The following is a 22746-nucleotide window of genomic DNA, read 5'->3' as shown; positions in this document are numbered from 1 at the left end:
CATCGCCCTGCCCGTCCGGGTTAACATCACAAGGAGATCGCATGAGCAAACCGCATCATGTAGACGCCAATTACCGTTTTATTGCCGCCTATCAGGAGGTCAATGCCCGCATCAACCAGCGCCAGCAGGCGCTTACGCTGTATGTCACCCTCACGGTCAGCCTGCTGGCAGCGCTGGTTGCGCTCAAGCCAGGCGCTGGCACGGATACCCTGCCGGTAGAGTGGCTGGTGCTGGGCTTTCCCGTGGCGTCCACCTGCCTGGCATTTCTGAATTACAAAACCGAGCGTGCCATCACCAATCTGCGCCGTTTCCTCTCGCAGCTGGAGCAACTGGGCAATGATGACCACGGCCTGCCCAGCTACAACACCGACCCCCAATGGGCGCAGGGTGCCAACCGTGCCCGCCGCTTTCAGGATTACGCCGCCGCCGTGCTGGTGGCGGGCGGCAATGCCATTGGCTTGGGCGCGGTACTGCATATCTACCCGCAACGCATGGCAAGCTATCCGCTCATGTTGTGGATCAGCATTGCCATCGCGCTGGTGTCGCTACTGGCCCTGCTATGGATACCCAAGTGGAGCTACACGCCGCAGCCTGCCCGTCATCCGCAGTAAGCCACCCCGGGGCCGCTGGCGGGGCCCCACACTCCATACGCGCAAACAAACCGCCAAAATCCGTTCTGTTCCGGCCTTTGCCCGACCGCCTCGCTGACTATGATGCAAGGCTGACGCATGATGTATGCGATCAGCCAATAACAAGAGGTCGGGGAGTCCTGCATGAGTATCAGCCCATTCATCACTGCCACGCCGCTGGGAGCAGCGGCGGCTTATCGCACGCGCGTGGAGAGCAGCCAGGCGAAAGCGCTGGAGCTGAGCACGCAGACTGCCGAAGAGAGTACCCAGCAGAGCACCAGCAGCGTGGTGGCCTCCGAAAAGCCACTGGAGAACAGTCAAGTCAAGAGTGATCCCGCCCAGGAGTTGCAGGATTACATGAAGATGTCGTACGCGGAAAAGCTGCAGTGGTCATGGATGAACGCGCACGGCATCAGCAAGGAAGAGTTTGAGGCCATGAGCCCGGAAGACAAGCAGAAGCTGCTGGATCAGATGCGCGAAGAGCTGAAGCAGAAAGCCACCAGCTCAGAGGTGGATCGCAGCCAGAATCCACCTATTGATGTGTATGTCTGAGGCCTGAACCCCAGGCCAGCAAGCCCGCCATGCCAACCAGGCGGCCTCCCCCTGCCGTATCCACTTAGCCAGCCCGTTTCAAGCCAGCCCCCGTTTAACCAGCCATGCAAGCATGCACGGCATCTGCGCCTAGGCGGCTTCCAGCCCCAGATACAGCGCCTGCAGATCGCTGCGGTTTTTCAGGTCGGCCGTGGTACCTTCCGCCGCCACGCGGCCACTTTCTATGATGTAACCCACATCCGCATACTTGAGGGCAATGCTGGCGTTCTGCTCGGCCAGCAGAAAACTCACGCCCTGCTGGCGATTCAGCGTATGCACAATCTCGAAAATCTCTTCCACCACCAGCGGCGCCAGCCCCATGGAAGGCTCATCCAGCAGCACCAGTTTGGGTTCGGCCATCAGCGCGCGACCTATCGCTACCATCTGCTGTTCACCACCCGAGGTATAGCCAGCCTGGTTGCGCCGCAGCAGCTTGAGACGGGGGAAGTAATGGTAAATCTTCTCCAGCGATTCATTGAGTCTGGCGCGGGAGCGATGGCGCACATAGCCGCCGGTCAGCAGGTTTTCTTCCACGCTGAGGTGCGCAAAGCAATGGCGGCCTTCTAGCACCTGCACCAGGCCCAGCTCCACCAGGCTATCTGGCGTGGCACTGGTGATGTCGCGATTAAGGTAATAAATGCGACCATCGACCACCTCGCCGCGCTCGGCATTGGCCAGGCCGGAAATCGCTTTGAGCGTGGTGCTCTTGCCGGCGCCATTGGCGCCCAGCAAGGCGACGATACTGCCAGGCGCGACCTTGAGCGAGATGTTGCGCACGGCAAGGATCACCTTGTCGTAGATGACTTCAATATTATCAAGTTGCAGCAAAGGGGCCGTCATGGCGCACTCCATCAGGTAATGATTTCGGAGGCGCCCTCATTGCCATCGGCAACAAAGGCGCAACCGGAATCAGGCTCACGTCACGCAACCAAGGGGGATCACGTCGCGAGCCTGTTTCATGAACAGCACTGCGGGGCTCACGCAGTGCCTTTCAGCTCAGGCGATCAAGATTCCTTGGAGCAATCGCGTGGGGTAATGCCTTTTTCCTTGGCATACTGGTGCGACGACTCTTCGATGATAGGGCGCAGCAACTTGCGGTCTGCCTGCACCCAATCCGAGATCACATTCCATTTGCTGCCATCCCACTGCTGGAAGCGCACGGCACCGCCGCCTTCGTGGTCAGAGCAAGACAGCTTGAGTGGTTGCACCAGGCCATAGGCACCGAGTTCCTTCAGGCGCTTTTCATCCAGACGGATGTTTTCAAAGCCCCAGCGCACTTCTTCGCCGGTCAGCGGACGTTTGCCAAATTTGGCCTGTGCCACGCGCACGGCTTCCACGTTCAGAATGCCATTCACCACACCCAGGTTGTAATACACGGTGCCAAAGCGCTTGGGATCCTGCAGATTGCCCTTGCCCGCCTTCAGCACGACCTTGTCGATATCCTGCAATACCGGGAAGTTGGTGCCGGAAGGATGCGTGGTAATCGAGATAAAGCCCTTGGCAGCGGAGCCCGCAGGTGCGGCATCTTCTTCCGAGTTGCTCCAGATGTTGCCGATGATGTGATCCGCCGGGAAGCCCGTCTTCTGGGCTGTTTTCAGCGCTACCGGGTTCATCACGCCCCAGCCACGCAGGATCACCCAATCCGGCTTGATGCGGCGGATGTTGAGCCATTGCGATTGCTGCTCGTTGCCAGGGTGTGGCACTTCCAGCAGGGTCAGCTCAAAGCCGTATTTCTTGGCCAGCAATTCCAGGATGGGGTTGGTTTCCTTGCCATAGGGCGAGCCGTGGTACAGCGTCACGATCTTCTTGCCCTTGAGCTTGTCCAGTCCGCCAGACTTGGTGGCGATGTAGTTGATGATGGCGGACACTTCGCTATACGGGTTCAACTGCAGCGGGAAGACATAAGGGAACACGCTGCCATCGGTAGAATCCGTGCGGCCATGGTTAATGGTGATCAGCGGCAGTTTGTCGGCAGCCGAGCGCTCCAGCGTAGCATAGGCAATGCCGACGGAGAGCGGATTGGTCGCGGCAGCCGGAGCGCCGTTCAGGCCTTTTTTCAGGCGCTCGTAGCACTCCACGCCTTTTTCCACCACGTATTCGGTTTCGCACTCGCTCCAGGTGAACTTGACGCCGTTAACGCCGCCTTCCTTGGTGTTCACGTATTGCAGGTAATCGATAAAGCCACCGAAAAAACCGGTGCCGCCAGCGGCGTAAGGGCCTACGCGATAGCTCTGCAAGGGAAAATACTGCTCATTTGCCGCCTGGGCGCTGCCTGCAAACAGACTCGCACTTAACAGACTGGATCCCAGGCCAATGGCCGCGGCCAGCTTAAGGCCTTGTTGGACAACTCGTAACATCAGATAGACTCCTTGGTTTTAATTAAATAAATCAACAGCGTTTTTAGTTATATAAAAGACCGCACAAATGCCGGAATTCAACACATGATGCTATGCCCCCTATTGACTAAGTATGTGCGTGGCCGCGCCGGGAGATGTTGACATCACCGGCGCCACCAGCGCGGGAATCAGTACCGTAGCGGCCAGACGCGGCTGCGCTCACGGAAGTTCTGCCACAGACGGGCCAGACCAAACGGCTCCTTGATCAGAAAAAACACAATCAGCCCGCCAAAAATGATCTTTTGCAGGTTTTCCAGTTGGCCGGGGTCGATCAGCCCTGCCAGCACCGTACCGGACAGATTCGACAGCAGGATCGGCAGCAGCACGATAAACGCCGCCCCCAGAAAATTGCCCAGTATGCTGCCCATACCGCCGATGATGATGATGAACAGAATCTGGAACGAGCGTGTGAGATCAAAGCCATGCGGCTCCACGGTGCCCAGATAGGTAAACGCCCACAAGGCCCCCGCCACCCCGAGGAAGAACGAGCTGATGGCAAAGGCCAGCAGCTTGGTCTTGAGGATGGGAATGCCGATCACCGCTGCTGCCGTATCCATATCGCGCACTGCCATCCAGTGGCGGCCCAGTTCGCTGCGCACAATATTGCGCGCCAGCAATGCCAAGGCCACCACCACGGCCAGCGTGAGCAGGTAACGCCCGGCTGGCGAGCTGAAGTCGCGACCAAACACCAGCAAGGGCGGGGCGGTAATCACGCCGGAGGAGTTGTTATTGGAAAACCAGCCAAAACTGGTCAACACCCATTGCACGAAAAACTGCGCTGCCAGGGTCGACACCAGCAGATAAAAGCCCTTGATGCGCAAGCTCGGCAGGCCAAACAGTATGCCTACCCCGGCGGCGGTGATACCGCCCAGCACAAAGCTGAGCAGGAAGGGCAGGCCCTCAATGCGCAGATGGAAGTTATAGGCAGCAAAGGCCCCCACTGCCATGAAGGCCGCCGAGCCCAGCGATAACTGCCCGGCATAACCGGTGAGCAGATTCAGCCCCAGCCCAGCCAGCGACAGCACCAGAAAAGGCACGAGGATGGCGCTGAACCAGTAATCGTTGGCAATGAAAGGCACCACGGCAAAGGCAAACACCAGCAGCAGGTAAAAGCCCAGGCGCTCCTGCCACAAGCGGAAGATGCGGCGATCGGCGCGGTAATCGCTGATGAATTGTCCGGATTCTCTATACAGCATGCTGCTCTCCTACACGCGCTCGATGGCACGTTCGCCAAAAATACCCGCCGGCCGTACCAGCAAAAACACCAGGGCCAGGACATACGGGAACCAGTTTTCAATGCCACCGCCGATGATGGGGCCGATAAAGACCTCCGCCAGTTTTTCCGAGGCACCGATGATCAGGCCACCCACAATCGCCCCGCCAATCGACGTAAACCCGCCGATAATCAGCACCGGCAAGGCCTTGAGCACCACCAGCGACAAGGAGAACTGCACGCCGAGGCGCGCGCCCCATAACAAGCCCGCCACCAGCCCGACAAACCCGGCCACCGCCCACACGATCAGCCAGATACGCTGCAGCTTGATGCCCACCGCCAACGCCGCCAGCTGGTCATCGGCCACGGCGCGCAGGGAAATCCCGGTGCGGGTCTTGTTGAACAGCCAGGATAAAAAGATCACCAGCACGCCAGCCACGCCTGCCGCAAAAATATCAAACTGCGACAGCAGCATGCCGCCCAGTTCCAGTGGCTCATCGCTGATACCGAGTTCCAGCCCGTGCACCTGTGCGCCCCACACCGCCTGCGCCAGCCCTTCGATCATGTAACTCAGCCCCAGCGTTGCCATAAACAGCGTAATCGGCGGCCGGTTAACCAGCTTGCGCAGCATGAAGCGCTCAATCGCCCAGGCCAGCACCACCATGGTCAGCAGGGTGATGGCAAAGGTCAGCCAGAACGGAATGCCACGCTCCAGCAGGCTGACAAAAGTCAGCGCGGCAAACAGCACCATGGAGCCCTGGGCAAAGTTGAATACGCCCGAGGCCTTGTAAATCAGCACAAAGCCAATGGCGACCAGCGAATACATCACGCCCGCCAATAGCCCGCCCAGCAATACTTCAAAGAAAAATTCCATTTCGTTTTACTTTCCCCTGAGGGTGACCAATCGTGTATGAACCTGCTTAATGCGATGTCCCCAGATATGCCGCGATCACGTCCGGGTTCTCGCGCACTTCCTGCGGCGTGCCGTCGCCAATTTTCTTGCCGTAATCCAGCACCACCACGTGGTCCGAGAGATTCATCACCACGCCAATATCGTGTTCAATCAACACGATGGTGGTACCGAACTCGCGCTGGGTATCGAGGATAAAGCGGCTCATGTCGGCCTTTTCGTCGTGGTTCATGCCGGCCATGGGCTCATCCAGCAGCAGAAGCCGGGGCTCGGCCGCCAGCGCACGCGCCAGCTCCACCCGTTTTTGCAGGCCATAGGGCAAGGTGCCGACGATGCTGTTGCGCCAGGGCTGTATGCGCAGAAAATCAATGATCTCTTCGGCGCGCTGGCGCTGGATCACTTCATCGCCCGGCGCCCGGCCGATATGCAGCGCCTGCTCCAGCCAGCTGCCACGTACCTTGAGGTTGCGCCCGGTCAGCACGTTATCCAGCACGCTCATGCCCTTGAACAAGGCGATGTTCTGAAAGGTGCGGGCGATGCCGCGACGCGCCGCCGCATGCGGCTGCATGCGACGCAAACGGGTACCGGCATAGGTAATGTCGCCGATATCCGGCTGATACACGCCATTGATCACATTCAACAGCGAGCTTTTACCGGCGCCATTGGGGCCGATCAGGGCGCAAATCTCGCCCTCTCGCACGGCAAAGCTGATGTCGGTAATCGCCTTCACGCCTTTGAATGACAGAGAGATATGGTTCAGCTCAAGCAAAGGGCTGCTCATGATGGAATCCCCGCAGTATTAATGGCAGCCGCCGCAAGGCTGGGACTGGCTTGCACTTGCAGCGATGAGGGACCACGTTTGACCACGCGCGCCCGGCCGCCTTCCAGCACATACCAGTAGGCATGCTCTTCCCAGTTGCGAATCTCGATGCCCAGGCTACGGAAAAAGCGCAGTGAAGATTCCGGCAAAGGCTCGCCCACCAGCAAGGGCACGCGCGTGCGGCTAAAGCCGATGACATCGCGCAGCGGGCTGATCACCAGCCAATTCGCCAGCGTCAGCGACAGACTGAAGCGTCGGTTCGACTTCGCTGCAGGCTTCAGCGAGATGGGCGGCGGATTGCGCGCGGCACTTGAGGTGCGCAGGGCCCAATCCACCAGGCGTCGCCGCCAGGTACCGGGTTGCGGCAAGCGCTGCTGCACCAGTGATTCCAGCCGCTGATAGGTTTCGCGCGTGCCAGCCACCAGCGTGGGGCCCAGCTCGCGGCGGTCGTTATCGCGCGTTGCCAGGTTTTCCGGGAAATTCAACCTGAACCCGGCCAGCAACCAGGGGGCCAGCAAATAGCGCGCGTGACCGCTGGCAGCAAATGCTCGCGCGGCCAGCGCCTCATCCGCTGCGCTCAGATTCTCCTGCCGCAGCAGGCGACGGCCTTCATTCAGCAGCTCGTGATGGCTGATGGTCTGCAAGTGCACCAGACCTCCCGCATCCAGCCGGTGAAAGGCAAAGGCATGATCCACCGGGGCAACCAGCGGTGCCTCGTGCAAGGACGCTGCCGCGAGCTTGAGTGCATCGGCATAATCCAGACGCGACGCCTGCGCATCGCCCGCCAGCCCACGACGGTCAGCGTAAATCACCAGCCGCGGAGCAAGCTCAGCCTCCGCCAGCAGCGCCACTTCATCTTCGCCCTCGGCAAACACAAAGGCCGGACGCAGCTTTTGCAGCAGCTGTACGGTCACCGCACGCTCCACCAGCAAGTCCACTGGCGCGGCAAAGCCGCCCAGCCATTGCGCCGCCAGCTGCAACAGCAAGGCCTGCGGCCGTGGATGGCTGAGCAGAAACAGCGCATCGCCCTTGTTGAAACCGCGCTCACGCAAGACGGCAGCGAGCTGCAGCACTTCGCGCTGCGCATCCTGCCAGCGCAAGGCATGCCAGATGCCCAGCTGCTTGTGGCGGATGGCGACATCGGCACCGCGCTGCTCGGACTGCGCCCGCAGCAGGCTGGGTAGCGTATCGTTGCTCATGGAATAGGCCTGCCTTTTTCTGCTCACGCGGCCAGGGCGACCTTGCCAGCTTCGAGCTCACGCACCAGCGGCAAGACCTTCTCACCGAAGTAGGCAACCTCTTCCTGGAAGTGCAGGAAACCGGACAACACCAGATCCACGCCCACGGCCTTCAGTGCCACAATGCGCTCGGCAATTTGCTGTGGGGTGCCGATCAGGTTGGTCTTGAAACCATCGTTGTATTGCACCAAGTCTTCAAATGTCGATTTGGCCCAGTTGCCTTCGCCTTCAGGGCTGGATTTGCCTGCCTGCTTTGCAGCATCACCAAAGGCATTGACCGCCTCGGGGTTGGCCTTGGCAATAATCTCGGCCAGCACGGCCCTGGCTTCTTCTTCGGTATCGCGTGCAATCACAAAGGCATTCACGCCGATCTTGACGCTGTGGTTATTGGCCGCAGCCTTGGCGCGGATATCGTCAACCTGCGCCTTGATGCCTTCCACCGTATTGCCGTTGGTGAAGTACCAGTCGGATACCTTGGCGGCCATGTCGCGTGCCGCACGCGAGCTGCCACCCTGGAACACTTCAGGTTGCTTCAGTGGCTTGGGTTTCAGCGAGTAATTGTGGAAACGGTAGAAATCACCGTGATAGCTGAAATCATCCCTGGACCAGATGCCTTTCAGCGCCTCGATGAATTCCTGCGAGCGGCGATAGCGCTCGTCATGCTCCAGCCATGGCTGACCAATCGCCACAAACTCGCCCTTGAACCATCCAGAGACAATGTTCACGGCAATACGGCCACCACCGGTGAGGTGGTCAATAGTCGCAATCTGCTTGGCGACCACGGCAGGGTCCCACGGTCCCGGCAGGATGGCGGCAATCACATTCAGCTTCTCGGTCGCGGCCAGCAAGGCATGCGAAAACGACACGGACTCATGCTGATATTCCGCACCATAACCGGCGGTAAAGCGGATCTGGCTCAGGGCATAGTCAAACCCCGCTTTTTCGGCAATCTGTGCCAGCTTCTTGTTGTATTCAAAATCCCAGCTGGTGCGCTGCTCGATATTGCTGACGACCAGGCCGCCACTGACATTGGGTACCCAGTAAGCGAACTTGATGGGGGCTTGTTGCGAAGGTGTGCTCACAATGAATTCCTTTCGTAAATAAGGTCGTGATATGCGAATAAATCAGGAAGCGCTGGCAACCAGCTTGGCGGTGGCTTCGGCCGCTTCAGGCGTGGCCAGCTCGCGGTGCTTCAAAAAAGGCAGTGCGCGCTCAATGGCCAGGTCGATGCGCTTGTCCAGCGCTTCGTTGCTGATCTTGTAGTTGGTGAATTCGCTCTCGATGGCATACACGCCCACTGGCAAGGTCAGCGACTGGAAGAAGCTGAACATGGGGCGCAATTGGTGCTCGATCACCAGCGAGTGACGCAGGCTGCCGCCTGTAGCGGCCAGCAGCACGGGCACATCAATCAGGGATTCGTAATGCACCAGGTCAAACAAATGCTTGAGCAGGCCGGTGTATGAACCACGGTAGACCGGGGTGGCAAAGATCAGCACGTCGGCGCTCTCGATATCGTCAATGGCCTTGCGCACAGCGGGCTTGATGCTGTCATAGTTGAGCGAAGCACCAAGGTCGGGGCCCAGTTCGCCCAACTCAATCAGCTTGAGTTCAATCGGTAGGTGCTTGCCCAGCCGCTCGGCGATCTCCTCGACCAGTGTCAGGGTACGGGAGGGACGGCTGGTACTGCCTGCAACAGCCGTGACTTTCAGTTTCTTGCTCATGGTGACTCCTATTGTCAGGTTCGCGGCTCCAACAAAGAGCCACACTCCCCTAGCTAATAGCAGCAACCGTGCCACCTTAATTTTTTTATTAAATTCATATACTTAATAAAAATACGGCGCTGCCTGACCTGTTGCATATGCCGCCTGCATGCTGACCGGCTGCTGCTCAATCAGCAGGTTTTTGCTGAAATCTGATCAAAGGCTGGGGACTTTCTGGCGTTTTCGGGAGAGATTTGGCGGTTTAACGCCCTGGATGCGGGGAAATCTGCTGATCTGGCAGCACCCGGACAGCAGCCTGCTGCTACAGCCGCGCTTCACAGCATCGCCTGCAAAAATATTCATTATAAATCATAGACATAATTGCTGGCACGCTCTGTGCAATTCCTGATGCAGATGGCCTCACAGCCACATTTTTATCTTATGTTTATTCATGATCAGGAGTTTGTATGACAACAGCATCGGTATTGCACAAGGAAACAGAGGCCGCGATAGCGTCTCGCCCCCTTGCCCATATCATTAAATCCGACGAGGAAGCGATTGCCGTCGCCCACCAGGTCGCCGCGCACATTGCCAAAGAGGCCGCCGTGCGTGACGCCGAGCGCCGCCTGCCACGCGCAGAGCTGGATTACTTTTCGCAAAGCGGCTTGTGGGGCATTACCGTGCCCAAGGAATACGGCGGCGCGTTTGTCTCCAACAACACGCTGGCAGAGGTGATTGCCATCGTGGCGGAAGCCGACCCCAGCATCGGCCAGATCCCGCAAAACCATCTTTATATGGTGGAAGGCCTGCGTCTGGATGGCACGGAATGGCAAAAGAAGTTTTTCTTTGATCTGGTATTGCAAGGCGTGCGCTTCGGCAATGCCTTCTCCGAGATCGGCACCCGCACGGTGAATGATGTCAAAACCCGCCTGACCCCGACCGAAGGCGGCTACCTGCTTTCGGGCAAGAAGTTTTACTCGTCCGGTGCGCTGCTGGCGGACTGGGTTCCCGTCGTTGCCAAGGATGAAAATGACAACACCGTGGTCGCCTTCGTGCAGAAAGGCAGCAAGGGCCTGACCATCATTGACGACTGGTCCAGCTTTGGCCAGCGCACCACCGCCAGCGGCACCACGGTGCTGGAAAATATCTTCGTGCCCAGCGAATACGTCTTGCCGCACCATCTGGCGTTTGATCGCCCCACCCCCATGGGCCCGATTGCGCAGATCATCCAGGCCGGGGTGGATACCGGCATTGCCCGCGCGGCCCTGCGCGATACCTTGCACTTTGTGCGCAACCACACCCGCCCATGGATAGATACCGACCTCGAGCATGGCTACGAAGACCCGCTCACGCTCAAGGATATCGGCGATATCCAGATACGCGTGCATGCCACCGATGCGCTGCTGAAGCGCGCAGGCGAATTCATTGACGCTGCCCAGAAGAACCCCAACGAAGACACCGTGGCCGCCGCCTCCATCGCCGTGGCTGAAGCCAAGGTGCTGAGCACCGAAACCGCCCTGCTCGCCGGCAGCAAGCTGTTTGAACTGGCGGGTACGCGGTCCACGCTGGGTGAATACAACCTGGATCGCCACTGGCGCAATGCGCGTACGCACACCCTGCATGATCCGGTGCGCTGGAAATACTATGCCGTCGGCAACTATGTGCTGAACAAAGTGAATCCGCCGCGGCACCCCTGGATTTAACATCGTCATCAGTTCTGCAACCCTGGCTGATCAGACGCCTGGCGGGATATTCCGGCCAGGCGTTTTTTTTGCTGACGCGGGGAAACCTGCCTTGCATAAGGCCGCACTTAAATCTTTGTAAAGTTTATTGATCAAACGTTTGTTTGATGTATGATCCCAGCTCGTCTATTGTCTGGTTGATGCCTCATGTCACCCCCCACCCCTCAAACAGCCAGCCGCACCGACGGTGCGGAAGCGCGGCAGAAAATCCTGCTCTGCGCCCTCAAGCTGTTCGCCGAAAAAGGCTATGCCAAAACCAGCGTGCGGCAGATTGCGCAGGCCGCGCAGGTCAATGTATCTGCCATCAGCTATTACTTCACGGATAAAGCGGGCTTGTATCGCACGGTGTTTTCCATGCCGGATCTGATTGCGCGTCCCTGCGAATTTGCCTTTTCTGCCCCCGGCCTGTCCTTGGCTAGCGCTTTGCAGCAGTTCTTTGTGGAGTTCTTCCAGCCCCTGAAAATGGGCGATGTGGTGCACGATGTGGTGAAACTCCGCCACCGCGAGATGCTGGAGCCGACCGGCGTGTGGGAGCAGGAAATAGAATGCGAAGTGAAACCACATCATCTCGCCATGGCGAAGCTGCTCTGCCAGCACCTGGGCGTAAATGAGCCGGATGATGAGATTCGCAGCCTGGTGATGGCCTGTTTTGGCATGGCCGTACATATGTATATCGGGCAGAAGGTCATTCGCCATATGTCGCCACAGCTGGTGGAAAACCATGCCGCGCTGGACCGCATGGCGGAACGCTATGGCCGCTATGCGCTGGCCATGGTGCTGGACGAAAAGGCCCGCCGCGCGGGCGCCGGGGAGCAAGCATCATGAGCACGACATCACGCAAGATTCTCCTGTCGGCGCTCATGGCGAGCTTGCTGGCAGGCTGCCAGGGCTGGCCCATGGTGGGGCCCGATTACCAGAAACCCAAGACGGTGACACCCGATAGCTGGCAGGTACAGACTCCCGTGCCAGCCGCCCAGACCGCGGACTGGTGGCGGCAATTCAATGACGATGTGCTGCTGGAGATCATCACTGCTGCCGAGCGCAATAGCGCCAGTGTGGCCGATGCCTACAAGAATATCGCGTCTGCCCGTGCCAATCTGGTGGCGGCGCGTGCCATGGGTTTTGATGGCCTGAGTGCCACGCCATCGATCAGCCGCAAGGCTTTCTCCTTCGGCGGCGATCCCACCCTGCTCACGCAGCAGCAGATCAGCTTTGATACCTCGTGGGAGATCGACCTGTTTGGTGGCCTGCGCCGCGAACGCGAATCCTCACTGGCCGATTACGATGCCAAACGCAATCTGCTGCAGGATGCGCGGCTGTCCGTCGCCGCGGAGAGTGCCAAGGCTTATAACGACTACCGCTTCTGCCAGCAGAAGGTGCGGCTGTACGAGCGTTATCTGGAATCCAAGACCCGCAGCGCAGAGTTGACGGCCTCGGCCACCGCACACGGCTTCAAGTCCGACTCGGACAATGCGCTGGCGCAAGCCACGCAGGCCCAGGCCGCCAGCGACCTCAATGACCAGCAGATGCAATGCGAATTGCAGATCAAGGCCATGGTGGCGCTGACCGGCATGGCCGAGCCACAGCTGCGCGAACGCCTGGCGCCGCGCGACTTTACGGTGCTGCAACCCGGCAGCTTTGATGTGCCCTCGGTACCGGCTGTGCTGCTGGAGCAGCGCCCCGACCTGCTGGCCGCCGAACGCGATCTGGCCGCCGCTAGCGCCCAGGTGGGCGTCAAGGAAGCCGACAGATACCCCAAGATCACCCTCAGCGGCAATATCACGCCGGTGCGCTACCTCAATTCCGGTGTCACCAATAATGCCCTGACCTGGTCTTTCGGCCCCACCATTGATATCCCGCTGTTTGACATGGGGCAGCGCAAGGCCAATGTCTCCGCGGCCTGGGAAAGCCTGCGTGCTGCGGACAGCAATTACCGCAGCAAGGCGCGCACCGCCATCAAGGAAGTCGAGCAGAAACTGCTGACACTGCAAAGCTATAACGCACGCCAGCCCAGCCTGCAGCAGGCCGCCGACAATTACGCGCAAGCCTTGCAGGCCATCAGCCAGCGTTATGAAGCGGGGTTTGATAATGCCATCGACCTCGAAACCACGCGGCGCAATGCGCTGGAAGCCGACTATGCGCTCACCCAGCTGAACCAGAACCGCATTACTACCCTGATTGAACTCTACATTGCCGTGGGTGGTGGCTGGCAAGGTGCTGATACGCCACTTGCCGCCAACACTCCCGATTCCACCGAGAAACAACCATGAAAAACCGCGCTCCTTACCTTTCCCTGGCCCTGTTGCTGACCACTGCCTTGCTGACGGCCTGCCAGCCTGGCAAATCCGGCTCGGAGGCCGGTGAAACCAAACCCGCGCTCACCGTACGGCTGGTCAGCCCGCAGGAAACGGCAGCCGCCACCAGCATCACCGCCAATGGCAACATCCTGGCCTGGCAAGAAGCCATTATCGGCAACGAAGTCAGCGGCTTGCGGCTGAAAGCGGTGTACGTCAATGTTGGCAACAAAGTCAAAAAAGGCCAGCTGCTGGCCGAGTTTGACGATGAAACGGTCAAGGCTGACCTCGCCCAGAAAGAAGCAGACGCACTCGAAGCAGAAGCCAATCTGCGCCAGGCCGAGCTGGATGCCAACCGGGTAAAAGGCCTGGCCAAAGGCGCCCTGAGCGAGCAGCAGGTCGTGCAATACCTCACCACAGAGCAAACCGCCAAGGCCAAGTTTGAGTCTGCCGTGGCCGCGCTGGAAAGCCAGCGCCTGCGCTTGCGCCGCACCCGTATCGTGGCGCCCGAGTTTGGCACCATAAGCAGCCGCACGGCGACCGTGGGCAGCGTGGTCAACGCCGGGGAGGAGCTGTTCCGCCTGGTGATGCAGGACCGGCTGGAATGGCGCGGCGAAGTCGGCGCCACCGAGCTTGCCAGCGTCAAGCCTGGCCAGGCCGTGACCCTGACGCCGACTGGCAGCCAGGCCCAGGTAACAGGCAAGGTACGTGTGATTGCCCCCACCATGAACCAGGACACCCGCAACACCCTGGTGTATGTGGATATTCCGCAAGGTGTGGATGGCCCGCTCAAGAGCGGCATGTTTGCGCGCGGCAGCTTTGCCGTCGGTGAGCAGCGCGGGCTCAGCCTGCCCAGCAGCGCCGTGCTCAACCGCGATGGCTATGAATATGTGTTCACGCTAAGTGACCAGCAGCATGTGGAGCGCCGCAAGGTCGTCAGCGGCGGCCATGTCGGTGACCGCATCATCATTCGCGAAGGCATAGACCCCAAGGCCCGCTATGTTGAGAGTGGCGTGGGCTTCCTGATTGATGGCGACATCGTGCGCGTAGCGCAATAACGGGGCCGCCATGAATATTTCCGCCTATTCCATACGCAACCCGATTCCGGCCATCCTGCTGTTTGGCCTGCTCAGCATCGTCGGCCTGTTTGCGTTCAAAACCACCAAGGTGCAGGATTTTCCGGATATCGAATTACCGGCCGTCAGCGTCACCGCCACGCTGGAAGGCGCCTCGCCCAGCCAGCTGGAAAACGACGTCGCCCGCAAGATCGAAGACTCCATCGCCTCGGTGGATATGGTCAAGCACATCACCACCAAGATACTGGATGGCCAGGTGACAATCTCGGTGCAATTCCAGCTGGAAAAATCCGTCTCGGACGCTGAAAACGATGTGCGCTCGGCCGTCTCGCGGGTGCGCTCCGAGCTGCCCGCGGATACCAAGGACCCCATCGTCTCGCGCATCACCACCTCGGGCTCGGCCATCGTCAATTACAGCGTCACCGCCAAGGATCTGGACGAGAGGGACCTGAGCTGGCTGATCGATAATGAAATTGCCAAGAAAATGCTGTCGGTGGTGGGCGTCGGCAAGTTTGAGCGTGTCGGCGGTGTGGATCGCGAGGTACGCATTTCGCTGGATCCGGACAAAATGCTGGCCTTGGGTGTCAGCGCGTCCACCGTCTCCTCAGAATTGCGCCGCATGCAGCTGGAAAGCTCGGGCGGCCGCACCGACCTTGGCGGCATACGCCAGCAGGTGCGTACACTGGGCACGGTCAAGGAAGCCCGCCAGCTGCGCGATCTGCAACTGCCCACGCTGACCGGTACTTACGTCACACTGGGACAAGTGGCCGATGTGCAGGACACCATTGCCGAACGCAGTCATATCGCGCTCATGGATGGCAAGCCGGTGATCGGCTTTGAAATCACCCGCAGCAAGGGCGAGAGCGAAACCGGCCTCAAGGCGCGGGTCGACAAGGCCGTGGCCGAATTCAATGACAGCCACCCCGGCGTCAAGATCACCCCGGCCTGGGAAAACGTCACCCCAGTGCAGGACAATTTCGATGGCTCCATGCACCTGCTGTATGAAGGCGCAGTGCTGGCAGTGCTGGTCGTCATGCTGTTCCTGCGCGATTTCCGCGCAACCTTCATTGCCGCCGTGGCGCTGCCGCTCAGTGTGCTGCCAACCTTTATCGGCATGAGCGTGTTTGGCTACACCATCAATACCGTCACCCTGCTGTCACTGGCGCTGGTAGTGGGCATACTGGTGGACGACGCGATTGTGGAAATCGAGAATATCGCCCGCCACCTCAACATGGGCAAATCGCCGCGTGAAGCCGCCATGGAAGCGGCGGACGAGATCGGCATGGCGGTGATTGCCACCACCTTTGCCCTGATCGCGGTGTTTTTGCCGACGGCGTTCATGTCGGGCATCGCTGGCAAGTTTTTCAAGCAGTTCGGCTGGACCGCGGTATTCGCCATTTTCGCCTCGCTGGCCGTCGCACGTTTGATTACGCCGATGATGGCCGCTTACTTTCTCAAGCCCAAGCCAGAAAAAGCCGAAACCGATGGCTGGATCACCCGCCGCTATCTGGCGCTGGTGGCGTGGTCGGTGCGCCATCGCGGGATCACGGTCAGCCTGGCCCTGCTGTTTTTCGTGGGTTCGCTCATGCTGATTCCACTGCTGCCCAAGGGCTTTGTGCCGCCCGCAGACCGCAGCATGACGCTGGTGAATATTGAACTGGCGCCGGGCGCCCACCTGCAGGAGACCGCCCAGGCGGCCGAACAGGTGCGTGCGCTCGTCAGCAAAAACCCCAATGTGCGCCATGTATACAGCAGCATAGGCAATGGCACCTCAGGCCAGGGCTTTTCGGCAGGCTCCACCGCCGAAACGCGCAAGGCCGTGCTGACCGTGGTAATGGTGCACCGCAAGGAGCGCAGCATTACCCAGCAGAAGATTGAAAGCGAGTTGCGCGAGGCCCTGGGCGCGTTGCCCGGCATGCGCATCAAGGTGGGGTCGCTGGATACCGGCGTCAAGATGGTGTTGAACCTGCAAAGTGACGATCCGCTGGCGCTGAGCGAGGCCACCACCGAGGTCATGCGCGGCCTGCGCACCCTGCGCAATATCGGCAATGTGTATTCCAACGCCAGCCTGGTGCAGCCGGAAGTCATCATACGCCCGGATACGGCACGGGCAGCGGCCCTGGGCGTGACGACTCGCGATATTGCCGATGTGGTGCGCATTGCCACCGCGGGCGATTACGACATCAATCTGCCCAAGCTGAATCTGGCTGATCGGCAAGTGCCTATCCGCATCCAGTTTCCCGAGAATTTCCGCACGGATATAGATGCGATTGCACGCCTGACTGTCAGCGGTACCAATGGCCCGGTGCGCATAGGCAACATCGCCGACATTCACCTGGGCAGCGGCCCGGCGCAGATTGACCGCTTCAAGCGCGTGCGCAATGTGTCGATCGAGGTGGAGCTGGGGCAGCGCGAACTGGGCGCTGTATATGCCGAGGCCATGCAATTGCCCGCCATCAAGAATCTGCCGCCCAGCGTGCACATCGTCCCCTCCAGCGATGCCGAGAACATGAATGACCTGTTCCAGAGCTTTGGCCTGGCGATGGCGATTGGCGTGCTGTGCATTTATGCCGTGCTGGTGCTGCTGTTCCGCGACTTCATGCAGCCCTTGACCATCCTCATGGCCTTGCCGCTCAGCATAGGCGGCGCCTTTGTGCTGTTGCTGCTGACCGGGAAAAGCTTCTCCATGCCATCGCTGATTGGGCTGTTGATGCTGATGGGCATTGTGAGCAAGAACTCCATTCTGCTGGTGGAATACGCCATCATGGCGCGCGGGCAGCGGCAGGATGGCCAGCATCCGCCATCCCGGCTGGAGGCCCTGATTGATGCATGCCGCAAACGCGCCCGCCCCATCATCATGACCACGCTGGCCATGGGTGCTGGCATGGTGCCGATTGCCATGGGACTGGGGGCCGACCCCAGCTTCCGCTCGCCGATGGCGATTGCGGTGATCGGCGGCCTGATCACATCCACCATCCTCAGCCTGATCGTGATTCCCGCCGTGTATACCTTTGTGGATGATGCCGAGCAGTGGCTGAGAACCCGCTGGCAGAAGCGTAGCAAGACAGCAAGTTAACCCCACCATGCCGGGCCGAAATGCGGCCCGGTATCGGCATATCAGGCCGTCGCCGCGCTCGCTGCTTTTGCAGTCTTCTGGCGCGGCGCCGATGCCGCCAATAAATCCACTCCCAGCAGGCGGGCAGCGTTCTGGTAGAACACCTTGTCCAGCACCTCGTCCTTGAAACCCAGCGCTGCAAAGTCCTGCACGGTCTGTTGCATGGCGCGGAACGGGTAAGACGAGCCAAACAGCAGCTGGTCTGCCAGGAAACTGTTAGCCGCCTCCACATACAACTGTGACCCCGGCTGGAAGATATACATATCCGGCACCAGGTAGATATTGTCGTAGCGGAAGGCCGCGCCAACGATTTCATTTACATACGGGTAATAGCCATGAAAGCAAATGATCTTGAGCAGCGGATAACGCCGCGCCAGCCGGGCCACCGCCGCCGGTTGCGCATAGGCAAAATCGGGCGTGGTGGGGCCGGACATCAGGCATACCGGCACGTCAAAATGCAGGCACTCTTCATACACCGGAAAAAACACCGGGTCATCCGCCTGCAAGGCAGGTTCGCCAAAGCCGGGCTCGATATTGATGGCGCGAAAGCCAAAGGTATTGATGGCACGGTTGATTTCCTCAATCGCGCTTTTCTCGCCGCGCTGCTGAATATCCACTGAGCCCAGGCCGATCAGCTTGTCGCTATGGCCGACCAGCGTGGCGATTTCATCGTTGCTGATGGTGAGGCTGGGCGTTTCGCGCCCCACCACCACCGCCTTGCTCACTCCGGCCGCCTCAATCTCGGCCAGATAGCCCTCTATGGTGTAAGAACGGCGAAAGTGCTCCGGGTCGTGAGAGCCGACGCGGCGATTCAGCCATTTGGCCGTGTCATAGGCGGGCGTGTCGGGCGTGGCGCCAAAAAAGTCGTGCAGGTACGCCGGACGGCTACGCATATCGATAATGGGTTGTGTCATGGTGCTTTCTTTGATTTCGGGTCTGGTTCGTTTTATGGGGCAGGCATCAGGAGTAAAAACTCGCCGTCGGGTACTGGCCGTTCAAGGCCCAGTCGCCGAGATCCTTCAGTTTGTAATCCACCGGATCATGCAGGGTGTATACGCGCAGGTTGCGCCAGTAGCGGTCCAGCCGCAGGCGTGCGGTGGTGGCGCGTGCGCCCGCCACCTCAAAGATGCGCGAGGTGACATCCAGCCCGCTGCGCGTGATGTTGACCTTGGCGGCAAACACCGCCAGCGCCACCTGGCCGCGCTCTTCATCGCCCAGCGTCAGGTCTTTGGCCCAGGCGGCATCAAGCAAGCTGGCGGCATGGTCTGCCAGCACCCGCGAGGCTTCGAGGCTGGCCCAGAATTCACCGTAATGCAGCAGGGTGTAGGGGTCCTGCTGCACGGACGAGGCCAGGGAGCCCGACCACACCCGCGAACTCTGGCGCGTGTACTGGCTGGCTTCGGCCAGTGCGCCTTCGGCGATGCCCTGATAGATATTGGTAAATATCAGCTGGGCCACCAGCGATCGCAGGCTGGAAAAAGGCGAGCTCAAGGGGCCGGGATTCATCAATAGCTCATGGGCTTCCACCCGCAACTCGGTAAATTCCGCGCTGCCACTATCGGTCTGGCGCTGGCCCATGTTGTCCCAATCGTTATTGAGTTTGATGCCAGCGCGGCCAGTTGGCACCGCCGCCACCAGGAACCGGCCGGTATCCGCCTCAATGGCGGACACGATCAGGCGATCTGAATCGGTCGCGCCTGAGCAAAAACTCTTCTGGCCGCTGAACAGGTAATGCTCGCCCTGCGGGGTAGCGATGGTGCGGTTATCCAGCGGGTTGAGCGCATTGCCCCACCATAGGTTTTTCTCGGCGGTTTCGTGCCACAGGTGTTGCCACTGGGCCTCGGTGGCATACAGCCGCACCGATGCCAGCATCAGAAACTGAAAGGCAAACACCTGGGCGATGGAGCTATCGGCCCGGGCAATGGTGCGGATAATGCGGTAGAGCTGCGACCAGTCGCCGCCCAGGCCGCCCCACTCCACCGGGATCAGCAGCTTGAGCAATCCGCTCTGGCGCACCGCCTCGCGCTGGGCGTAGGGCGTGCCGCCTTGTACATCGCGTTCAGCCGCGGTTTTTGCCAGATAGGCGGCAAGCTGGTCGGCGCGATGTTGTGGCGTCCCCTCAAATACAGGGGGCACGCTGACTTCATTGGCTATCGTATTCATGCAGATCTTTCAGGAAGCGGAGACTTGAGGGCCGCGATTGGGCAGTGCTTCGCCAAACGGGCCGGTCAGATTGGTTTTGATGGCGGCCTCGCTGCCTGCCTTGACGGACAGTGGCAGCAGGGGGAACAACAGTTCCGCCACACGATAAGACTCTTCCAGATGCGGATAGCCCGAGAAAATGAAATGGTCGATGCCGAGATCGGCATATTCCTTGATGCGATCTGCCACCTCCTGTGCGCTGCCCACCAGCGCGGTGCCCGCGCCACCGCGCACCAGGCCGACACCAGCCCACAGGTTGGGGGACACCACCAGACGGTCGCGGCGGCCACCATGCAGGGCGCTCATTTTCTGCTGGCCGACCGAATCAAAGCGCGCCACCGCCGCCTGGGCGGCAGCAATGGTTTCGTCCGTCACATGCGAAATCAGCTGGTCAGCGGCTTGCCAGGCTTCTTCGGAGGTTTCGCGCACGATCACATGCAGGCGTATGCCAAACTTCACGCTGCGGCCCCGGGCGGCAGCGGCGGCGCGCACCGTCGCAATCTTCTCGGCCACGGCGGCAGGTGGTTCGCCCCAGGTCAGATAGACATCAATATGTTCTGCCGTCAGATCAATCGCCGCTTGCGATGAGCCGCCGATAAACAGCGGCGGGTAAGGTTTCTGGAAAGCGCCGGTCGGCAGGCTGGCATCCTTCACATGGATATAGTCACCTTCCAGGCTGATGGTCTCGCCTTGCAGCACCGACTTCCATACCTGCAGGAACTCGGCGGTTTCGGCATAGCGTTCGTCGTGCGATAAAAAGCTGCCATCGGCCTGCTGCTCGGCGGGGTCGCCACCGGCCACCACATTCACCAGCAGACGGCCACCGGAGATGCGATCCAGCGTGGAAGCCATGCGGGCAGACACGGTGGGCGAGGTGAACCCCGGGCGCACCGCCACCAGGAATTTCAGATCACGGGTTTCGTTCACCAGCGACGCGCTCACCACCCACGGGTCCTCGCACGAGCGCCCCGAGGGCACCAGCACGCCCTCATAACCCAGGCGATCGGCAGCCTGGGCGATCTGTTTCAGGTAGCTGTAGGTGGCGGGCCGGGCACCGTAAGAGGTACCCAGGTAACGCTGGTCGCCATGCGTGGGCAAAAACCAGAATATCTGCATCGCGTGTCTTTCTTTACAAGTATGGCTATACAAAATGATGGGGAATTCCGGGCACATCCGAAAACAGGATGGCTGCACAGTGTTCAGCAAAGAGCATGCCATTGGGGATAAGCGCGGTTTTATGGGGGATTTCAGGCAGAACTGTTGCAAATGTGCTGCTAAATCAGCAGCGGATTGACTTGTGTGCTGACTGAGCAGCAACTCGGCAGGATTTGCCTGCAGCGCTCAGGGATGTGACCGTCGCGTAAAAAACACGGCCACTCTGGCGACACAGCAGGCCAACCCGCGCCACGTCTGGGTTTGCCAGGCACAGGATGAAAAGTCTGCATGCGGACCACGTTGCTGCCACAGCAGCATATCGATATGACGAACAAGTATTTTGGGCTGGCATGTTATGTGCTGTATGGTTTATATAACAGCAAGCAGGAATATAACTTTTGGCTATACATCAACCTTCTGTACATGCGCTCTACCCTGAGCTGGAACCCAGAACGCCGCTGGAAATCGCCCGTGCCCTGGCGAAGGAATTCGCCCTGACGGCCATTGAGCGTGACCACCTTGGCGGCACCCCGAAAGAACAACGCGACGCTATCCGCGCCAGCGGTTTGCTCGCCATGGCGATCCCTGCTCAATATGGAGGTCTGGGTGCCGACTGGCAGCAAACCCTGCAGGCCATACGCGAATTTGCCAAGGCCGATAGCTCGCTCGCCCACGTCTTTGGCTTTCAGCATCTGATGCTGGCCACGGTCAGGCTGTTTTCACAGCAGGAGCAATGGGAACGCTGGTTTGAGCAAACCGCCCGCCTGCAATGGTTCTGGGGCAATGCGCTCAATCCGCTGGATACCCGCACGGTGAGCCGCCCTTTCAGCCATTGGCGCGAGTTTTCCGGCAAGAAGAGCTTTTGCTCGGGCGCGCTGGATTCGGAAATGCTGATTGCCTCGGCCATTGAGCAATCAGACGGCGCGCTGGTGATTGCCGCCCTGCCTACCGGCCGCAGCGGCATCACCGTGATTCAGGACTGGGACAACATCGGCCAGCGCCAGACCGATAGCGGCAGCGTCAACTTTGAAAAGGTGCGGGTAGAAACCCACGAGGTGCTGGCTGACCCCGGTCCCTTGAGCACGCCTTTCTCGTGTCTGCGGCCATTGGTCGCGCAGCTGATACTGACCAATATCTACCTGGGCATTGCCGAAGGCGCGTTTGAAGACGCCAGACAATACACCCTGCACGAAGCACGCCCCTGGCAAGGGGCTGATGTTGCCAGCACGGATGCCGACCCTTATATCCTCGGGCATTACGGCGATTTCTGGGTCGGGCTGGAAAGCACGCGCGCCTTGTGCGATCTGGCCGCCACACGATTGGATGAAGCATGGAGCAAAGGAAACCTGTTAAGCGATGTTGAACGCGGCCATGTGGCTGTCAGCATCAGCACGGCCAAAGTGATGGCGACCCGCGTGGGGCTGGATATCACCAGCCGCATGTTTGAAGTCGCAGGCTCACGTGCCACGCATGCCGGATTGCGACTGGACCGCCACTGGCGCAACCTGCGCACGCATACCCTGCATGACCCTCTGGATTACAAGATAAAGGAGCTGGGGCAATGGGCACTGAAACAGCAGTATCCCACCCCCACGTTTTACTCATGAATATGCTGAATACACGACATTTTGAATATTTCCCGGACGATCCGATAGAAACGGCTGT

General features: G+C 59.7%; 19 protein-coding genes. 8 read left to right on the top strand and 11 right to left on the bottom strand.

Going from position 1 to position 22746, the window contains the following annotated elements:
* Window positions 1–41: 41 nt before the first annotated feature.
* Together ACWWD9_RS04490 and ACWWD9_RS04485 are read left to right on the top strand one after the other, a co-directional pair.
* Window positions 42–611 carry a hypothetical protein gene (locus ACWWD9_RS04490; protein ID WP_015830541.1) on the top strand — a complete coding sequence of 190 codons (570 nt, stop codon included), beginning with the start codon at window positions 42–44 and terminating at the stop codon, window positions 609–611.
* A 162-nt stretch (window positions 612–773) separates the two neighbouring features.
* Window positions 774–1181 carry a hypothetical protein gene (locus tag ACWWD9_RS04485; RefSeq protein WP_455867850.1) on the top strand — a complete coding sequence of 136 codons (408 nt, stop codon included), beginning with the start codon at window positions 774–776 and terminating at the stop codon, window positions 1179–1181.
* Between the two features lie 129 nt (window positions 1182–1310).
* Here ACWWD9_RS04485 and ACWWD9_RS04480 read toward each other — a convergent pair whose 3' ends face one another.
* The 8 genes from ACWWD9_RS04480 to msuE all read right to left on the bottom strand — a co-directional run bounded on the left by ACWWD9_RS04480 (window position 1311) and on the right by msuE (window position 9518).
* Complete coding sequence (locus ACWWD9_RS04480) at window positions 1311–2060, bottom strand: ABC transporter ATP-binding protein (protein WP_013442732.1); 750 nt, start codon at window positions 2058–2060, stop codon at window positions 1311–1313.
* Between the two features lie 164 nt (window positions 2061–2224).
* Entirely contained in the window at window positions 2225–3577 is a 1353-nt protein-coding gene (locus tag ACWWD9_RS04475) for an ABC transporter substrate-binding protein (RefSeq protein WP_230336749.1), read from the bottom strand.
* 167 nt (window positions 3578–3744) lie between these two features.
* Window positions 3745–4812 carry a branched-chain amino acid ABC transporter permease gene (locus ACWWD9_RS04470; protein WP_013442734.1) on the bottom strand — a complete coding sequence of 356 codons (1068 nt, stop codon included), beginning with the start codon at window positions 4810–4812 and terminating at the stop codon, window positions 3745–3747.
* A 9-nt stretch (window positions 4813–4821) separates the two neighbouring features.
* Entirely contained in the window at window positions 4822–5703 is an 882-nt protein-coding gene (locus ACWWD9_RS04465) for a branched-chain amino acid ABC transporter permease (RefSeq protein WP_015830544.1), read from the bottom strand.
* Window positions 5704–5749: 46 nt separating this feature from the next.
* Window positions 5750–6520, bottom strand: coding sequence for an ABC transporter ATP-binding protein (locus tag ACWWD9_RS04460; RefSeq protein WP_013442736.1), 771 nt, complete (start codon window positions 6518–6520; stop codon window positions 5750–5752).
* The gene (locus ACWWD9_RS04455; RefSeq protein ID WP_455867849.1) at window positions 6517–7758 is read right to left on the bottom strand and encodes an AMP-binding protein; all 1242 of its coding nucleotides are present in this window, start codon (window positions 7756–7758) and stop codon (window positions 6517–6519) included. Before ACWWD9_RS04455 ends, ACWWD9_RS04460 begins: the two co-directional genes overlap by 4 nt.
* A gap of 23 nt (window positions 7759–7781) precedes the next feature.
* Complete coding sequence (gene sfnG, locus ACWWD9_RS04450; protein WP_455867848.1) at window positions 7782–8879, bottom strand: dimethylsulfone monooxygenase SfnG; 1098 nt, start codon at window positions 8877–8879, stop codon at window positions 7782–7784.
* A gap of 42 nt (window positions 8880–8921) precedes the next feature.
* Window positions 8922–9518 carry an FMN reductase gene (msuE, locus tag ACWWD9_RS04445; RefSeq protein WP_013442739.1) on the bottom strand — a complete coding sequence of 199 codons (597 nt, stop codon included), beginning with the start codon at window positions 9516–9518 and terminating at the stop codon, window positions 8922–8924.
* Window positions 9519–9964: 446 nt separating this feature from the next.
* On the opposite strand from msuE, the gene ACWWD9_RS04440 reads away from it, so the two are divergent.
* From ACWWD9_RS04440 to ACWWD9_RS04420, 5 genes are all read left to right on the top strand, one after another.
* Complete coding sequence (locus ACWWD9_RS04440; protein WP_455867847.1) at window positions 9965–11200, top strand: SfnB family sulfur acquisition oxidoreductase; 1236 nt, start codon at window positions 9965–9967, stop codon at window positions 11198–11200.
* Window positions 11201–11386: 186 nt separating this feature from the next.
* Entirely contained in the window at window positions 11387–12064 is a 678-nt protein-coding gene (locus ACWWD9_RS04435; protein ID WP_455867846.1) for a CerR family C-terminal domain-containing protein, read from the top strand.
* On the top strand, window positions 12061–13509 hold the full coding sequence (locus tag ACWWD9_RS04430) for an efflux transporter outer membrane subunit (protein WP_455867845.1): 1449 nt from the start codon (window positions 12061–12063) through the stop codon (window positions 13507–13509). The genes ACWWD9_RS04435 and ACWWD9_RS04430 overlap by 4 nt, the downstream gene beginning before the upstream one ends.
* Complete coding sequence (locus ACWWD9_RS04425) at window positions 13506–14591, top strand: efflux RND transporter periplasmic adaptor subunit (protein ID WP_455867844.1); 1086 nt, start codon at window positions 13506–13508, stop codon at window positions 14589–14591. Before ACWWD9_RS04430 ends, ACWWD9_RS04425 begins: the two co-directional genes overlap by 4 nt.
* Before the next feature lie 10 nt (window positions 14592–14601).
* Window positions 14602–17685, top strand: a complete 3084-nt coding sequence (locus ACWWD9_RS04420) for an efflux RND transporter permease subunit (RefSeq protein ID WP_455867843.1) — start codon at window positions 14602–14604, stop codon at window positions 17683–17685.
* A gap of 41 nt (window positions 17686–17726) precedes the next feature.
* On the opposite strand, the gene ACWWD9_RS04415 is transcribed toward ACWWD9_RS04420, so the two are convergent.
* From ACWWD9_RS04415 to ssuD, 3 genes are read right to left on the bottom strand one after another with little or no spacing between them, the layout of a single operon-like run.
* Window positions 17727–18638: an amidohydrolase family protein gene (locus tag ACWWD9_RS04415; protein WP_455867842.1), complete on the bottom strand. Its 912-nt coding sequence runs from the start codon at window positions 18636–18638 to the stop codon at window positions 17727–17729.
* 46 nt (window positions 18639–18684) lie between these two features.
* Window positions 18685–19887 (bottom strand): acyl-CoA dehydrogenase family protein, encoded by a 1203-nt coding sequence (locus tag ACWWD9_RS04410; protein ID WP_455867841.1) that lies wholly within the window; start codon window positions 19885–19887, stop codon window positions 18685–18687.
* Window positions 19888–19896: 9 nt separating this feature from the next.
* Entirely contained in the window at window positions 19897–21042 is a 1146-nt protein-coding gene (gene ssuD, locus ACWWD9_RS04405) for an FMNH2-dependent alkanesulfonate monooxygenase (RefSeq protein ID WP_455867840.1), read from the bottom strand.
* A 437-nt stretch (window positions 21043–21479) separates the two neighbouring features.
* Here ssuD and ACWWD9_RS04400 point away from each other — a divergent pair, with 437 nt between their 5' ends.
* A complete protein-coding gene (locus ACWWD9_RS04400) occupies window positions 21480–22688 on the top strand; it encodes an acyl-CoA dehydrogenase family protein (RefSeq protein WP_455867839.1) in 1209 nt (402 codons plus the stop codon).
* Window positions 22689–22746: the final 58 nt, after the last annotated feature.

The sequence above is a fragment of the Methylovorus sp. SPW-M1 genome, assembly GCF_053848825.1.
The sequence above is the reverse complement of the archived record's forward strand: the minus strand, read 5'-3'. Positions and strand labels throughout refer to the sequence as shown.

Excerpts from the sequence above, each read along its gene's own strand:
- ACWWD9_RS04490 (WP_015830541.1), top strand. The coding sequence starts at position 42 with ATGAGCAAACCGCATCATGTAGACGCCAATTACCGTTTTATTGCCGCC.
- ACWWD9_RS04485 (WP_455867850.1), top strand. The coding sequence starts at position 774 with ATGAGTATCAGCCCATTCATCACTGCCACGCCGCTGGGAGCAGCGGCG.
- ACWWD9_RS04480 (WP_013442732.1), bottom strand. The coding sequence starts at position 2,060 with ATGACGGCCCCTTTGCTGCAACTTGATAATATTGAAGTCATCTACGAC.
- ACWWD9_RS04475 (WP_230336749.1), bottom strand. The coding sequence starts at position 3,577 with ATGTTACGAGTTGTCCAACAAGGCCTTAAGCTGGCCGCGGCCATTGGC.
- ACWWD9_RS04470 (WP_013442734.1), bottom strand. The coding sequence starts at position 4,812 with ATGCTGTATAGAGAATCCGGACAATTCATCAGCGATTACCGCGCCGAT.
- ACWWD9_RS04465 (WP_015830544.1), bottom strand. The coding sequence starts at position 5,703 with ATGGAATTTTTCTTTGAAGTATTGCTGGGCGGGCTATTGGCGGGCGTG.
- ACWWD9_RS04460 (WP_013442736.1), bottom strand. The coding sequence starts at position 6,520 with ATGAGCAGCCCTTTGCTTGAGCTGAACCATATCTCTCTGTCATTCAAA.
- ACWWD9_RS04455 (WP_455867849.1), bottom strand. The coding sequence starts at position 7,758 with ATGAGCAACGATACGCTACCCAGCCTGCTGCGGGCGCAGTCCGAGCAG.
- msuE (WP_013442739.1), bottom strand. The coding sequence starts at position 9,518 with ATGAGCAAGAAACTGAAAGTCACGGCTGTTGCAGGCAGTACCAGCCGT.
- ACWWD9_RS04440 (WP_455867847.1), top strand. The coding sequence starts at position 9,965 with ATGACAACAGCATCGGTATTGCACAAGGAAACAGAGGCCGCGATAGCG.
- ACWWD9_RS04435 (WP_455867846.1), top strand. The coding sequence starts at position 11,387 with ATGTCACCCCCCACCCCTCAAACAGCCAGCCGCACCGACGGTGCGGAA.
- ACWWD9_RS04430 (WP_455867845.1), top strand. The coding sequence starts at position 12,061 with ATGAGCACGACATCACGCAAGATTCTCCTGTCGGCGCTCATGGCGAGC.
- ACWWD9_RS04425 (WP_455867844.1), top strand. The coding sequence starts at position 13,506 with ATGAAAAACCGCGCTCCTTACCTTTCCCTGGCCCTGTTGCTGACCACT.
- ACWWD9_RS04420 (WP_455867843.1), top strand. The coding sequence starts at position 14,602 with ATGAATATTTCCGCCTATTCCATACGCAACCCGATTCCGGCCATCCTG.
- ACWWD9_RS04415 (WP_455867842.1), bottom strand. The coding sequence starts at position 18,638 with ATGACACAACCCATTATCGATATGCGTAGCCGTCCGGCGTACCTGCAC.
- ACWWD9_RS04410 (WP_455867841.1), bottom strand. The coding sequence starts at position 19,887 with ATGAATACGATAGCCAATGAAGTCAGCGTGCCCCCTGTATTTGAGGGG.
- ssuD (WP_455867840.1), bottom strand. The coding sequence starts at position 21,042 with ATGCAGATATTCTGGTTTTTGCCCACGCATGGCGACCAGCGTTACCTG.